Source organism: Pantoea sp. Lij88 (assembly GCF_030062155.1).
Taxonomy (GTDB): domain Bacteria; phylum Pseudomonadota; class Gammaproteobacteria; order Enterobacterales; family Enterobacteriaceae; genus Pantoea.
The window spans coordinates 493,361-508,293 of the sequence record NZ_CP118269.1 but is presented as its reverse complement, the minus strand read 5'-3'; the positions used below and the strand labels follow the sequence as shown (position 1 = coordinate 508,293).

Genomic DNA, 14,933 nt, shown 5'->3' with positions numbered 1-14,933 from the left:
CGCTAGCTCAAACCGCCCAGGTGCAGCGTTTTGACCTCCAGATACTCTTCCATACCGAGAACCGAACCTTCGCGGCCCAGCCCCGACTCTTTCACACCACCAAACGGTGCCAGCTCGGTGGAAACAGCACACTCGTTAATCCCGATCATGCCGCTTTCCAGCGCAGCTGACACTCGGAACACCCGTTGCAGATTCTGGGTGTAAAAGTATGCGGCGAGGCCAAACGGGGTATCGTTGGCGCGGCGGATGACATCCTCTTCATCGTCAAAGCGGAAGCAGGCGGCCACCGGACCAAACGTCTCTTCCTGCGCCAGCTGCATACCTTCGTGCGCCTCGGTAATCACGGTCGGCTGCCAGAAGTTACCGCCCAGCGCATGCCGCTCGCCACCCGCCAGTAATTTGCCGCCTTTTGCTACCGCGTCTTTTACGTGCTGCTCAACCTTTTCCACCGCCGACGCTTCAATCAATGGTCCGACAATTACGCCCTCGTCCATGCCGTTGCCCACCTTCAGCTTATTCACTTCGTCAGCCAGTTGCTGAGTGAAACGGTCATAGATGGCATTGTGGATATAGAAGCGGTTTACGCTGACGCACACCTGTCCTGCATTACGGAATTTGTTGGCAATCGCGCCCTGTACCGCAGCATCAATGTCAGCGTCGTCGAACACGATGTATGGGGCATTTCCGCCTAACTCCATCGACACTTTTTTCATGGTTTCGGCGGCATTGCGCATCAGCAGCTTGCCTACCTGCGTAGAGCCGGTGAACGAGATTTTACGCACCGCTTTGCTGGCCATGATCGCATCGCTGATGGCATGCGTGTCACCCGCCACGGCGTTCAGTACACCATCCGGCACGCCCGCCTGCTTCGCCAGCGCCAGCAGGGCAAAGGCGGAGAGTGGCGTGTTATTAGCGGGTTTGATAATGCCGGTGCAGCCTGCCGCCAGAGCCGGGCCCAGTTTACGGGTCAGCATCGCCATCGGGAAATTCCACGGCGTAATGGCAGCCACCACGCCAATCGGCTCACGAGTGGCCAGAATACGGGAACCCGGTTTGGCGGGTGGAATGATCTCACCATTGGCCCGTTTCGCCTGCTCGGCAAACCACTGAATGAAACTGGCGGCGTATTCAACTTCCCCTTCCGCCTCTTTCAGGGGCTTGCCCTGTTCGGTCGTCATCAGCTGTCCCAGCCAGCGCTTGTTTTCAATGATCAGCTGGTACCAGCGAGTGAGAATTTCAGCACGTGCTTTCGCGGTCTGTGCCCGCCAGGCGGGAAAGGCACGTTCTGCGGCGGCGATAGCCTGTTCCGTTTCAGCTTTACCGGCTTTTGCGACCTGCGCAATCCGCTCACCGGTTGCCGGATTGGTCACGTCAAAGGTGGAGGCTGCCTGATGCCACTGGCCGTCGGCTAAATAGCCGGTCTGGAACAGTTCGCTCTCTTGCAATGATTTCATTGATTCGCTCCTGTCAGTTTTGCTCTTCCGTCTGGAGAGTATAGTTGGCAAAAGCGACAGATTTTGTGATGGGTGGGGATTGCGCAGGCCGCTGCAGGTCGCAGCGGCCAGATTCAGATTTGGATGAGCGTGTTCTGGTACTTATCCAGCATCATCGCCAGTCGTTTTACCGGTTCCGTTACGCTGACAGGCGCTTCGTAATGGGCCAGTTTTTCCTGATAGACATCCAGCTCTTTCAGCAGACGTTCAAAGTAGTAACGGCGCTTGTCGTCGCTGCTGGCGGAGATCACCCGGTCTGCGGTGTAACGCAGCTGACGGTGATAAGCAGAGAGATCGGCATTAACCGGCACTTCCGCGTCGCGTAACCGCTGATGACCAATAATCAGCGTCAGGGCGATGCGATATTTATTGATGTCGCCCGGAAACAGATTCAGCAGCAGAAACAGTTGCTGATAGAGTGCTGGGAGATGGTTTTCACGCCGACGCGCCTGGTTGGTAGTCATGGCAGAGACGGCAGCATACATAAAGCGGTTCAGCAGTTTGCGACCGGTGCGCGCTTTCGATTTATCACGAATCAGCAGGATGACCATCATCGCCACAAAGCAACCGATCACCTGGCCGAGCACGTTGTCGAGGAAAACGTTAAGGTGGAACTGCATCGGGTTATCGAGCACCAGCACGTTGAGGGTGCCAATCAGTGCGCCCAGCGTGCCGAGCTGACGGCGCTGAATGAAGATGCCACCGATAAAACCCAGCAGGCCGATTGCGATGCAGAGCAGCAGTGCGCTCTGCTGGGTTGCGGGCAGCACATACATAAAATAGAGCGCACCCAGCGGAACCGCGACCGTCATGCCGTAGAGAAAATCCTTCGCCATCATCAGCGGGTTGGGCATACGCATCGCCAGTGCGGTGATGACGGCCAGCATGACCATGCAGCCGCTGCCTGAGGTCCAGCCGGTATAGAGCCAGAACAGCGAACCCAGCGCGGTCGCCACAAAGGTGCGGATACCGTTGATCATCGCATGATGGGTTTCAGCGGAGCGCGCCTGAATCACTACTTCGCGCTGAAAGATCCCCTCTTCCAGCGAGGTAATGCGGCTGTTGCTTTTGATCCCTTTGAGCAGCAGCAGATATTCGGTGGCGGCACCCACCCAGCTCGTCAGTGTATCCGGTGTTGATTTGCCACTGGCACCAATCACCCGCCGCATCACCTTCATCCGCTTATGCACCTCTTCGACCGTTATGGCCGGTTTTGCAATCATCAGACGATACTGGGGCGGGATGTAATCCGGACGAGAATTCTGGATCAGGAAGGTTTCGGCAGCCTGCGTAATCAGCGTTAGCGACAGAGTATTGAGCATCTGCAAACGGCGGTTGCTGTTCTTCCAGCGTGACGATTCCATCATCAGCTGGCTGCGCATGCTGTTCAGCGCCGTGGTTCGGCGTACCAGCGCGCCCCAGGCTTTATCGACCTCTTCTTTATCGCCATGAGCGACGCAGAGTTGCAGCAGGTGATAGTGGGCCACCAGCAGCGAATCGACTTCAGCGTCGATCACTTTTTTAATCGAACGGGGTGAGAAGATCATGTCCGCCAGAATGGCGCACAGAATGCCGAGTACGATTTCACTGCAGCGCTCTACCGCATATTGCGGCACCAGCGTCAGGCCGCCGCTGGCGTCGGCCGTCACCACAATAATCAGCGCGGTGTAACCCGCCAGTCCCAGCGCGTAAGAGTTTTCGACTTTGATCAGCGAAGAGAGCCAGACGCAGAGTCCTGCCCAGATGCAGCACAGCAGCAGCATCACAACCGGCGCACGAACGGTGGCGATCATGATGGTCAGCGCGGCGATACAACCGATAAATGTCCCGATAATACGCAAAACACCACGATAGCGCAGCGCCCCTGAATAGGGATCGCCACCTGCCGCAAACGCGGTGCCGCCCGCCACGATGCCGGCGGTCATCACCGCCCAGCGTGGGGTTTCAAGGTTGAGATGAAAGCCGACCATCAGCGCTAACACCAGCGCAAAGGTGAGCTTTACCGGGAACCGCAGGAACTGGATCATATCGCCCTCTTAACCAAACTCACGCAGGCGATTAAACAGTCGGATCATCGGTGAAACATGCTCAGGCTGACGATCGGCCTGACCGGTGATAACTACCGTTGCCGTGGTTCCCGCCGGGAAGCGGTTGCCGGGCTGCTGATCAAGCCGGATGCGGACCGGCACACGCTGCGCCAGACGGACCCACTCCAGGTTGGAATCTACCGTTGCCATCCCTTTGCTGTCGACCGAGCTGCTGCTGTTGGTCACGCCCGCCGCCACACTGTCGACGGTGCCACGCAGCACAATATTGCTGCCGAGCGGGGTCACTTCTGCGCGGAAGCCCTTCTCCACGCCGTGCAGTTTGGTCTCTTCCAGGTAAGCCAGCACATAGAAAGAGTGCTGCTGAACCAGCGCCACCGCCACAGAACCCCGGGTAATAAACTCGCCCTGGTAAACATTGAGGTTGGTGACCCAGCCATCGGAAGGCGCTTTCACGGTGGTGCGCTCAAGGTCGATCGCCGCCAGATCGCGTGTCGCCACCGATTTCGCCAGCTGATGCTCGCTGGTTTGCAGATCGTTGTTGGACTGCTCGATCGCCTCGCGGGACATCGCTGAGGTACCAAGCTGATTACGGCGTCCGGCTTCGCGACGTTTCTCACTGACCAGCGCCTGGTAGTATTCAACATCCGCCTGAGCCTGATCGAGCGCTTTCTGATAGCGCGGACGGTCAACGACAAACAGCGTATCGCCCTTCTTCACCAGCTGGTTGTCATGTACCGGAACCTCGGTAATCAGGCCGGTAACATCCGGCGAGATCGCCACCACGTCAGCCGCGAAACGCGCATCACGGGTCCAGGGCGATTCGGTATAGAACACCCAGGCGCGGAAGATGATAACCACAGCGATGATGACCAGCAGGATAGTGATCGCGTAGCGCGCGATTTTTCTTATGAGTGCTTTCACTTCAACCTCAGACTAATAAACGGGAGACAAGGTAAAACACACAGCAGTAAAGCGCTGTATTAAAAAGTGCCGGATGCCAGACAAGATCGTAGATACCGCTCGGCGTCAGCACGCGTTTCACTAACCAGAACAGCATCAGTGAAATAATAAGTTCGATGAAAACGGGCGGAAAAGAGAGCCCAAACATGACAAATACCGGAAGCACACTCATCACAAATCCTTAGTTCGACCTTGCCGGGAGACTTCCTGCCTCTTCAGATGTCGCAGGAAAACCCACTGGCAGCGCTAACTGAACCGCAGCTGGCTTAATAATAGCGTATCATCGAAGGGTATCAGGCAATGAAGAATCACCGGGAAATACCCCGGCGCGCTTATAATAACGCGCCTGACTATAAGTTTTCTACAGAATGTGATCTAAATCACTTTTAAGCCAGAGTAAACAATGGAACGACTGAAAGGCATGTCTGTCTTCGCCAGAGTAGTTGAACTGGGCTCATTTACCGCTGCGGCGCGTCAGCTTCATCTGAGCGTCTCATCGATTAGCCAGATCGTCGCGAAACTGGAAGATGCATTGCAGGTTAAGCTGCTGAATCGCAGTACCCGCAGTATCGGGCTGACCGAAGCGGGTAAAATCTATTATCAGGGCTGCCGTCGTATGCTGGCGGAAGCGACGCAGGTGCATGAGCAGCTCTATGCGTTTAACAACACGCCGATTGGCGTACTGCGGATTGGCAGCTCCTCGACCATGGCGCAGAACGTGTTAGCCGGTATGACCAGCGATATGCTGCGGGAATATCCCGGCCTGAGTGTGAATCTGGTCACCGGCGTGCCGGCTCCGGATCTGATTGCGGATGGTCTGGATCTGGTGATTCGGGTAGGCGCTTTAAAAGATTCCAGCCTCTTTTCCCGTCGCCTTGGCGCGATGCCGATGGTGGTGTGCGCCGCCAAAAGCTATCTGGCGCAGCACGGCACGCCGGAGAAGCCGGGTGACATTGATAATTTTTCCTGGCTGGAATATAGCGTTCGGCCCGACAACAATTTCGAGCTGATTGCGCCGGAAGGCCTGGTAACCCGCCTGGCACCACAGGGGCGTTTCGTGACTAATGATTCGCTGACGCTGATCCGCTGGCTGAAGTCGGGCAATGGCATCGCCTATGTGCCGATGATGTGGGTGATTGATGAGATTACCGCAGGCGAGATCGATATTCTGTTTCCGCAGTATCAGTCCGATCCGCGTCCGGTCTATGCGCTCTATACCGAGAAGGATAAGTTGCCGCTTAAAGTGCAGGTCTGTATCGATTATCTGACCGGTTATTTTGAACAGGTGGCCGAGCAGTATCAACAGCACCGTAAAAGCTGACAACCCGCCGGGCGGCGGGTTGTTGGGGTCAAATCAGGCGGTGCCGCCGATGGTCAGTTTATCCAGCTTGAGGGTAGGCTGACCGACACCGACCGGCAGGCTCTGACCCTCTTTACCGCAGACGCCCACGCCTTTATCCAGCGCCAGGTCATTACCTACCATCGAGATCTGCTGCATCGCTTCAATGCCGGAGCCAATCAGCGTAGCCCCTTTGACCGGTTTGGTGATTTTGCCGTTCTCAATCAGATAAGCCTCTGAGGTTGAGAAGACAAATTTGCCGGAGGTGATATCCACCTGACCGCCACCAAAGTTCGGCGCATAGATGCCGTACTCAACACTTTCAATAATATCCTGCGGCGATGATTTACCTGCCAGCATATAGGTGTTGGTCATGCGCGGCATCGGCAGATGCGCGTAAGATTCACGGCGTCCGTTACCGGTCGGGCTGACACCCATCAGACGCGCATTCAGCTTGTCCTGCATGTAGCCTTTCAGCACACCATTCTCAATCAGCATGTTGTACTGACCGGGAACGCCTTCATCATCCACCGCCAGTGAACCGCGCAGCCCTTCAAGGGTGCCGTCATCCACCACGGTACAGAGTTCAGACGCAACCTGCTGACCGATTTTACCGCTGAACACCGAGGTGCCACGGCGGTTGAAGTCACCTTCCAGACCGTGTCCGACCGCTTCATGCAGCAGGACGCCAGGCCAGCCCGCACCCAGCACCACCGGCAATGCGCCAGCAGGAGCCGCCACGGCAGAGAGATTAACCAGCGCCATGCGCACCGCTTCACGCGCCCAGGCGTCAGCGCGCACGTCGCCATTTTCATCTTCAAGGAAGAACGCATAACCGGTACGTGCGCCGCCGCCGCTTGCGCCGCGCTCACGTTTGCCCTGGTCTTCAACCTGAACGCTGATAGAGAGGCGAACCAGCGGACGAACGTCTGCCGCCAGCGTGCCGTCAGTCGCGGCTACCAGTACCTGCTCATAAACACCGGTCAGGCTGGCATTCACTTCCTGTACGCGCGGGTCAGCTGCACGGGCCACTTTATCAACGCGGTGCAGCAGGGCAATTTTGTCTTCACGCGTCAGGCTGCTCAGCGGATCGACCGCCGAATAGAGGGAACGGTTCATCACGGCAGACAGCGTGTGTGCCTTGCCATTGCCCTGTTCGCGCACGATGCTGCGTGCCGCTTCAGAGGAGAGACGCAGCGCATTCAGCGTAATCTGGTCTGCATAGGCGAAGCCGGTTTTCTCACCGCTAACCGCGCGAACGCCCACACCCTGATCGATATGGTAGGAGCCATCTTTTATGATTTTGTCTTCCAGCACCCAGGATTCGTGAAAGCTGGACTGAAAATAGAGATCGGCATAATCCAGACGACGTTCTGAAAGCTGCCCTAACAGGGAAAATAGGTCCTGCTGATTAATGCCGTTAGCAGTCAGTAACTGCTCACTTACCAGGTTCAGAGTCATCGTTTCTCACTCATTATGTGCTCAGATAATCATAGCCTGCGGTAATTCCGGTACGGCGTCAAATTCACTTGTTGTCTGTTTCACGCGGTTTACGCAGCACTTCATTGATTTCCGGTTTATCCAGCGGGCCACTGATGTGATAACGCAGCAGCGATATCCTGTTCCACAGCGGTCCCAGAACTTTACTGGCGGCAAATACCGCCGCGCCAATCACCGGATTAATGGCGAAGGCGGTTGCCACACCGACTGAGGCGGATATTTCAGGGGCAACCACCGCTTCCATGTCGATCTGACGCTTCACCAGGTCGAGGTTACCCTGCATCGCGATGTCCGCTTCCAGCCCATCCACCAGCAGGTTGTCGGTGCGCATCATGCCGTTTTCGATCCAGGCGGTGCCGTTAATCGAATCGAAATAGAACGAGTTGGTGAAGGTGTCGCTGAAGTCGAAGCGCAGCTTGCGCAGCAGCGCATCAAAGCTCACCAGCCGCAGGATTTTCCCCGCCGTGCCGGTATTCACGTCTGCGATCTGGCCTTTGCCAAAGTGCGTCTTCAGGGTACCGCTCAGCGTCTCTGCCGAGGGCTGCCACGGTGCAGATCGCCAGTGCAGGTCATACGCAATATCAAAGGGCGCATCCCGCAGCGGCGTGTTGACGCCAAACCAGTTGGTCGCGTTATTAATATTCGGCCCCTTGAGCGTGCCCTTCAGCGAGGTGCGCTGGTCTTCCGGACGGTTGACCCACTCCCCATTGATTTTCAGCTGCGAACTGCCGGTATCCACTTTCCCGTTAGTAAGCGCTAACGTATCTCCTTTAGGTTGCAGCGTCGCGGATACCTGACCATATTTCTGTCCCAGCACCCAGCACTCTTTGCAGCGTAACTGCAGGGCGGGCCACTGACTGAAGTTGATCTTCGTGGCTTGCTGAGGAGGCGTGTTGCCGCCCTTGCCTGCATCGTTATCCCACTGCGGATTGTAGTAGAGGTAATCCAGGTTCACCTGCCACGGTGCTTTTGGCGCCATTGTCAGCGCACCACGCAGCTCTTTCGCATTGACGCTGACCTGGCCATTACCGCCAGAACGCTGAGCCAGTGTTGCTTCAACCTCATGCCATTGCTGCCCCGCCAGCGTGACCGCCGGGCTGCGCAGAGTCATGTTACCCGGCAGCGAGACGCCACCCGTCTGGAAGTCGCTGCCGCCGCCTGCCAAACCCGCACCTGCAGAACCGCCGGAAGCCATCATCGCTACCCAGGCCTCGCCATCCAGCGCGGGCAGGTTCAGCACCATGCCGGGATGATCCGGCAGCGCAGGTGTTTTCCGGGCATCATTCAGCCAGATGCCGCGGTCAACACGCAGCGTCGGCTCCAGCAACCAGCGGCTGTTGAAGCGATGGTTAGCATCGACGCTGCCGCTAAGATCGAAATGATTCAGGTCCCCGCTGGCCTGGATGGCGACGGGCATCGCCTCACCGGCTTTCTTGTCGAGCGGCGCAGGTAAGTGACTACTTACTTCTTTGGCATTCCCGTTCAGCGCGACGTCATAACGCGCTCCACCATGATGAGGCAGCGTAATATTAACGTCGCCCTGCCAGGGAAGATGCCCGCCCAGCTGTTTGCTGACAGCGGCCGGAATCTGGCTGATTTTCGCGGGTTGCCAGTCGCCCTGAAGTTTGACGTTAACGCCAAAGTCGTCCGGATTCTCTTTGGTGCTGAAACGGACGCCCATCGGCTGACCGAACCAGTTTGCCCGCAGGTCCTCACTGGCCAGATTGCCGTTGTCGTAACGGAAGCGGCCTGAGAGGTTATTAATCGTGGTTTTTAACGGTTTGATAAACAGCGAATTATTGTTCAGATCGACATTGCCGCGGGCATGTACCTGCTGGCCATCCAGCGGAATATCCAGATTCAGGTGACCGCCGACGCGGCCTTTAATTTGCAGCTGCTCCAGCGCGGCACCCAGTGACGGTTTCAGCGGCGACTGGTCGAAATAGTCTGCGATCTGCTGGCCTTCACCACTGATATCGCCATCAACGATCAGTTTTTCTTTCAGGTAGTCCGGGATAACCGCCGTGACGTTGCGCGCGTCCACTTCACCCAGTCGGGCCTCTGGCGCTTTCATCCACAGACCATCGTTCAGGAAATTGAGGTCGATATCGAGATTGCTCAATGCCGGCCATTTGGGCTGAAATTCATAGGTCGCCTGGCGAAGCGGCACCCAGACCTGGAACATGCCATCATTATGCTTGAACGGGAACAGCGCCGGGTTACCGGCAAACAGCAGCGTGGCGTTGTCCACCTTGCCGCCCTTCACTGCCCCACTCAGATAGTGCGTCAGGCTGTTACCCATCAGCGGTACCGGGAAGTAGCGCCAGGCATCGCCCGCATCGGTCAGCCGGATACCGGCCAGGATATCCAGACGAGGCTCACCGCCGCTATTCTGCTGGTAGCTGAAGTCGCCGCGTGCCCAGAGCGAACGCGCTTCGAGGTCAAGGTTTTCACCCGCCAGCGTCAGGCCATGTTCATCTTTAAGCCAGCGCAGTGCACCGGTCACCCGCTTAATTTCTAACGGTGCCTGGAACATATCGCCATAGGGAACGGTCGCCGCGCCCATATCCACACTGACCTGACCATTGCTCAGGCTGCCGCGCGCTTCACCGCTTAGATGGCTGATGCCCGGCAACAGTTTCCAGTGCTGCCAGCTGAAATCACGCCACTTCACCTGGACGCGGGTTTTTTCAGGCTGCTGTAACGGAATATCCAGCGCCAGGCCATCAATGGTGCCCTGTGGCTGCAGCGTCTGCCAGTTTTCAAACAGCGCCGGCGAGAGTGGCGCAAACAGCGGAACGATCGGCGCAATATGACTCAAAACCAGCTGTGTGGCGCGAACCCGCACTTCCGGCTGACCATCCGGTCCCAGCATCTGCTTATCTTCAGGACGCCATAACAGCGAGAAGTGACCGGCGGGCCAGGATTCGCCGTCGGTGCTGAGCCGGGTCTGCGGCACATTGACCACCCAGCCATTCTGGAAACGTGAGAGGTGCGCGGTGAGCCCATCGACCTCGATGCGGTGTCGTCCGGTCTCGCCCTGCCAGCTGGCGCCGCCCTTGCGCAGCAGAAGATCGCCGGCATAGATGTCGCCATCGCGCAGGTTTACCCACGCCGCCAGGCTGAAGCGGGCGCTGTCCAGCCGGGTATTGTCGCGCACCCAGCGGCCCAGCCACGGACGCATGTCGACGTCGTCGGCCTGCATCCAGATACGCCCATCATTGAGTAAACCGTTGCTGTCGTTGAGATCGAGTCGTACCTGTACCACGCCGTGCTGGCCGGTAAAGCTCGACAGACTGACTTCGCCTTCGGCCCGGTGGCGATTATTTTCATTGACCCAGGTGAGTCGCGGGATCGCCAGCTCGGCATGCTGGCCGGAGGGGGTGCGGAAACGGATGGTGCTGTCACGCAGGTCGAAGTGGTCAAACTGCCGCAGGAAGAGTTCGTTAATCTGCGCCGGACGGAAGCTGTTTTTCTCTTTGTCATTGTCGAGCAGCGGACGATTGGTGTCGAGATGCAGCTGCCAGAAGGTCAGGTCGCGGAACTGCCAGCGCCAGTGCAGCAGGGATTGCCAGACGTCGAGCGCCAGATTAATGCGATTGATGGTGAGCTTGCCGTTCTCCTGCAGATCGACGCTGAGATCGCGAACCTGCAGAGTGGGGCCAAAGTTCTCCCATTTGCCCTCTAACTGGCTGGCGTTAACCGGCACTCCGCTGCGATCGGAGATGAATTGCAGAAGGTTACTGCGATAGCTGTCGAGATGCGGCATCACCAGACGCAATCCGCTGACCAGCAGCGCGACAATCACGATGATTGCCGCGACCAGCAGTAACAAAATCCTCGGCAACTGCCTCACTCACGCCTCTCCTTGTGTTCCGTAAACGACGGATAGTTGGTTCTCATACCCGACCGTCTCCAGATAAAAGCGTTAAAAACGCGCATTTTATCCCAAACAAGGGCGATTTTTCAGCCCGATATCCGAAGAAACCGGTGACGGACTGGCGTTACATCATCACCACGTCGAACTGCTCCTGAGTGTAGAGCGCTTCGACATGAACTTTAACCTGCTTGCCGACAAAGATTTCCACTTCAGCCAGTGCATGAGACTCGTCGGTTTTTAACGCCTCACCGACCGTCGGCGAAACATAGACCAGAAAACGGTCAGAATCATAGGCGTGATGAACCCGGACAATCTCGCGCATGATTTCATAGCAGACGGTTTCAACCGTTTTCAGCGTGCCGCGCCCTTTGCAGACCGGGCAGTCCTGACACAGAACGTGCTCAATACTTTCACGGGTTCGCTTACGCGTCATCTCCACCAGCCCCAGCGCCGAGAAACCATTGATACCGGTTTTGACCCGATCTTTACTGAGCGCACTTTCCAGTGAGTGCAGTACGCGGCGCCGATGATCTTCATTGCTCATGTCGATGAAGTCGATAATGATGATGCCGCCCAGATTACGCAGTCGCAGCTGACGCGCAATGGCCTGAGTGGCCTCAACATTGGTATTAAAGATCGTCTCATCCAGATTGCGATGGCCGACAAATGCACCGGTGTTGATATCGATAGTCGTCATCGCTTCGGTCTGATCGATGATCAGATATCCGCCTGACTTTAGTTCAACTTTGCGATCCAGCGAGCGCTGAATCTCATTTTCCACGTCAAACAGGTCGAAAATAGGCTGTTTGCCGTTGTAGAGCTCCAGCTTACCGGCCATTTCCGGGATATATTCACCGGTAAATTCCACCAGCATGTCGCAGGTCAGACGCGAATCGACCCGGATGCGATCCAGCGCGGCGCCTGCAAAATCACGCAGAATACGCTGGGCCAGCGCCAGCTCGCCGTAGAGCAGGCAGCGGGTCTGGTTACGCTTTTTACGCTCGCTGACTTTGGTCCAGAGACGTTTGAGAAAAGCGGCGTCCTGCGCCAGTTCCTCTTCGCCGATCCCTTCTGCGGCGGTGCGGATGATAAAGCCGCCGAGGTCGTCACAGTAGTCAGCCACCACCGCTTTAAGCCGATCGCGCTCTTTCTCACTCTCAATACGCTGCGAGACACCGACGTGCGAGGCGCCCGGCATAAAGACCAGGTAACGCGAAGGCAGGGTAATGTCCGTGGTCAGGCGGGCGCCTTTGGTGCCCAGCGGATCTTTGACCACCTGAACCACCAGATCCTGTCCCTGACGGACCAGCTCGGCGATATCGCGTACGATAAAGTTTTTCTTTTCGTCACCTGCCACACATTCAGTATGCGGCATGATGTCTGAGGCGTGCAGAAAGGCCGCTTTTTCCAGGCCGATATCGACGAAGGCGGCCTGCATGCCGGGCAGAACACGGCTTACCCGTCCTTTATAAATATTGCCAACAATGCCGCGCCGCGCTTCACGCTCAATATGGATTTCCTGAAGGATGCCGCCGTCGATATAGGCAACACGGGTTTCAGAAGGCGTGACGTTAACCAGTAATTCAGCCGTCATGTTGACCTCTTACAGCACGCAGTGACTGGAAGTGGCTGATCAGCTCCGCTGTCTCAACCAGGGGTAATCCCACCACTGCATGGTAGCTTCCATTAATTTTGCGGACAAAGTTTCCTCCCCTGCCCTGAATACCGTATGCACCCGCTTTATCCATCGGTTCGCCGGTAGCGATATAGTCGTCGATGTCGGCCTCAGTTAAGGTGCGGAATGTCACATCAGTGGTCACGACGCAATCCAGCGCCTGCTGGCTGTCGGCCAGCGCCACCGCCGTCATAACCTGATGCGTATGACCGGACAGTTTGCGCAGCATCGCGTGGGCGTGGCCGGCATCGCGCGGTTTTTCCAGCACTTCGCCATTCAGCACCACAATGGTATCCGCGCCCAGCACCGGCAGATCCTGCGCGGCCAGTCTGACACCCGCCTGCGCTTTGTCATTTGCCAGACGGCGGACATAGATCTCCGCCGCTTCATTCGGCTGACGTTGCTCTTCAACGTCAGTCACGATGCGCTCAAAGGTCAGGCCAAGTTGAGTTAACAGCTCACGACGACGCGGTGAACCGGAAGCAAGATAGAGGGTTACCATAAATTTCCTTATTGAACAGCGAACTGACGACGAATTTTTCTCATTAATAAGAATAGCCAGGGCCAGAGAATACCGTCGACGACACTGCTCCAGAAAATTTCAGGTCGGAATGAAACGTTGATTACCAGGAATTCTGCCCAGAAGACAATCACATCCATCGCCAGTGACAGCACCATAACCATTAACGCTTGCTGCCACAACGCTAAGTTGCGGAATAACTGGAACTTAAAGGCAATCAGGTAGGCGATGATACTGAGCGCCAGTGCGCGCACACCGAGCGTGGATCCGGCAATCAGATCCATGATGGCACCCAGCACAAATCCGCTACCGACATTCACCCGATGCGGCAGTGCGAGCACCCAATAGATGAGGATCAGCAGCAGCCACGAAGGCCGGAACATATAAATCTCTTCCGGCCAGGGCATGATCTGCAGGACTAACGCAACCAGGAAAGAGAGCCAGATGACCCAACGTCCCTGGCTACGATATCGACTCAAGGCTGGCCCCCGCGTGAACGCGAAGAGCCGCTCTGTCCGCTGCTGCTGGCTGACGGTGCAGGCGGTCCCATCTGCGTGGCAGGCGCTGGCGGGCCCATTTCACCGGCAGGTGGCAAGACCTGCGGCATCATCTGCATCAGACGCTCGTTCGCGACGCGGTGCACTTCATCCTGCGGCAGTGGCATATCGCCATTGCGATCGGCACCCCACAGCAGCAGCAGGTAACGCAGACGCTGCAGACCGGCGGTCGGATGCGCCTGAATCACCGTGTAAGCGCGCTGGGTATCCACTTTCACCGAGGAGACCACACCGACCGGATACCCCTCAGGGAAACGGCCACCAATACCGGAAGTCACCAGTACATCGCCGACGCGAATGTCCGTATTACCTGGCAGATGCTCAAGCTGGAGATCTTCAGTACAGCCATTACCGGCGGCAATCACACGAATGTCATTACGCAGTACCTGAATTGGCAGGGCGTGTGACGCATCACAAATCAGCAGAACACGGCTGGTGAGTTGTCCGACGGCGATGACCTGCCCCACCACACCTTTATCACTGATGACCGGCTGACCTTCATAGACACCGTTGACGCTGCCTTTGTCGATCACAACCTGGTCGGTATAAGGATCGGTGCCGGTGGAGATCACCTGCGTCACCATCTTTTGCTCATCCTGACGCAGCGGTGAACCCAGCAGTTCACGCAGACGCGCGTTTTCCTGCTTATATTGCCCCAGCATTAGCAGGTTACTGTTTTTCAGGAAGAGCTCACGACGTAACGCTTTGTTTTCCTGCTCCAGTTGCTGACGGGACGCCAGCGACTCAGATACGCCATCCAGCAGCTGACGTGGCCCATTGGCCAGGAAGTAAAACGGACTGACCGACGTATCCAGATAGTTGCGTATTTGGGTAAACGAACCCACACGGCTGTCGGCAATGATGATGGCAATCGCCACAATTACCGCCAGAAAAAGACGCAACTGCAGGGAAGGCCCCCTGCTAAAAATCGGCTTCATATAATCTGCGTGATCCTCGACAA

The 14,933-nt window shown here is 56.8% G+C and carries 11 protein-coding genes; 1 reads left to right on the top strand and 10 read right to left on the bottom strand.

The window, feature by feature from the left end; all coding sequences use genetic code 11:
* Positions 1-2 precede the first annotated feature (2 nt).
* The 4 genes from PU624_RS06295 to aaeX all read right to left on the bottom strand — a co-directional run bounded on the left by PU624_RS06295 (position 3) and on the right by aaeX (position 4,673).
* On the bottom strand, positions 3-1,454 hold the full coding sequence (locus PU624_RS06295) for an NAD-dependent succinate-semialdehyde dehydrogenase (RefSeq protein ID WP_283546970.1): 1,452 nt from the start codon (positions 1,452-1,454) through the stop codon (positions 3-5).
* Positions 1,455-1,567: 113 nt separating this feature from the next.
* Positions 1,568-3,520, bottom strand: coding sequence for a p-hydroxybenzoic acid efflux pump subunit AaeB (gene aaeB, locus PU624_RS06290; protein ID WP_283546969.1), 1,953 nt, complete (start codon positions 3,518-3,520; stop codon positions 1,568-1,570).
* A 9-nt stretch (positions 3,521-3,529) separates the two neighbouring features.
* Complete coding sequence (gene aaeA / locus PU624_RS06285; RefSeq protein WP_283546968.1) at positions 3,530-4,462, bottom strand: p-hydroxybenzoic acid efflux pump subunit AaeA; 933 nt, start codon at positions 4,460-4,462, stop codon at positions 3,530-3,532.
* Positions 4,463-4,469: 7 nt separating this feature from the next.
* Entirely contained in the window at positions 4,470-4,673 is a 204-nt protein-coding gene (aaeX, locus tag PU624_RS06280) for a p-hydroxybenzoic acid efflux pump operon protein AaeX (protein WP_003855277.1), read from the bottom strand.
* 231 nt (positions 4,674-4,904) lie between these two features.
* On the opposite strand from aaeX, the gene aaeR reads away from it, so the two are divergent.
* Positions 4,905-5,822 carry an HTH-type transcriptional activator AaeR gene (gene aaeR / locus PU624_RS06275; protein WP_031592720.1) on the top strand — a complete coding sequence of 306 codons (918 nt, stop codon included), beginning with the start codon at positions 4,905-4,907 and terminating at the stop codon, positions 5,820-5,822.
* A gap of 33 nt (positions 5,823-5,855) precedes the next feature.
* On the opposite strand, the gene tldD is transcribed toward aaeR, so the two are convergent.
* The 6 genes from tldD to mreC all read right to left on the bottom strand — a co-directional run bounded on the left by tldD (position 5,856) and on the right by mreC (position 14,910).
* Positions 5,856-7,301, bottom strand: coding sequence for a metalloprotease TldD (tldD, locus tag PU624_RS06270; RefSeq protein ID WP_222924936.1), 1,446 nt, complete (start codon positions 7,299-7,301; stop codon positions 5,856-5,858).
* A gap of 64 nt (positions 7,302-7,365) precedes the next feature.
* Positions 7,366-11,196, bottom strand: a complete 3,831-nt coding sequence (gene yhdP, locus PU624_RS06265) for an AsmA2 domain-containing protein YhdP (RefSeq protein ID WP_283546967.1) — start codon at positions 11,194-11,196, stop codon at positions 7,366-7,368.
* Positions 11,197-11,344: 148 nt separating this feature from the next.
* Positions 11,345-12,814 carry a ribonuclease G gene (gene rng, locus PU624_RS06260; protein WP_003855268.1) on the bottom strand — a complete coding sequence of 490 codons (1,470 nt, stop codon included), beginning with the start codon at positions 12,812-12,814 and terminating at the stop codon, positions 11,345-11,347.
* Entirely contained in the window at positions 12,804-13,397 is a 594-nt protein-coding gene (locus PU624_RS06255) for a Maf family protein (RefSeq protein ID WP_283546966.1), read from the bottom strand. Before PU624_RS06255 ends, rng begins: the two co-directional genes overlap by 11 nt.
* A gap of 8 nt (positions 13,398-13,405) precedes the next feature.
* Positions 13,406-13,894: a rod shape-determining protein MreD gene (gene mreD / locus PU624_RS06250; RefSeq protein ID WP_283546965.1), complete on the bottom strand. Its 489-nt coding sequence runs from the start codon at positions 13,892-13,894 to the stop codon at positions 13,406-13,408.
* A complete protein-coding gene (gene mreC / locus PU624_RS06245; protein ID WP_283546964.1) occupies positions 13,891-14,910 on the bottom strand; it encodes a rod shape-determining protein MreC in 1,020 nt (339 codons plus the stop codon). Before mreC ends, mreD begins: the two co-directional genes overlap by 4 nt.
* Positions 14,911-14,933 lie beyond the last annotated feature (23 nt).

Excerpts from the sequence above, each read along its gene's own strand:
- PU624_RS06295 (WP_283546970.1), bottom strand. The coding sequence starts at position 1,454 with ATGAAATCATTGCAAGAGAGCGAACTGTTCCAGACCGGCTATTTAGCC.
- aaeB (WP_283546969.1), bottom strand. The coding sequence starts at position 3,520 with ATGATCCAGTTCCTGCGGTTCCCGGTAAAGCTCACCTTTGCGCTGGTG.
- aaeX (WP_003855277.1), bottom strand. The coding sequence starts at position 4,673 with ATGAGTGTGCTTCCGGTATTTGTCATGTTTGGGCTCTCTTTTCCGCCC.
- aaeR (WP_031592720.1), top strand. The coding sequence starts at position 4,905 with ATGGAACGACTGAAAGGCATGTCTGTCTTCGCCAGAGTAGTTGAACTG.
- tldD (WP_222924936.1), bottom strand. The coding sequence starts at position 7,301 with ATGACTCTGAACCTGGTAAGTGAGCAGTTACTGACTGCTAACGGCATT.
- rng (WP_003855268.1), bottom strand. The coding sequence starts at position 12,814 with ATGACGGCTGAATTACTGGTTAACGTCACGCCTTCTGAAACCCGTGTT.
- PU624_RS06255 (WP_283546966.1), bottom strand. The coding sequence starts at position 13,397 with ATGGTAACCCTCTATCTTGCTTCCGGTTCACCGCGTCGTCGTGAGCTG.
- mreC (WP_283546964.1), bottom strand. The coding sequence starts at position 14,910 with ATGAAGCCGATTTTTAGCAGGGGGCCTTCCCTGCAGTTGCGTCTTTTT.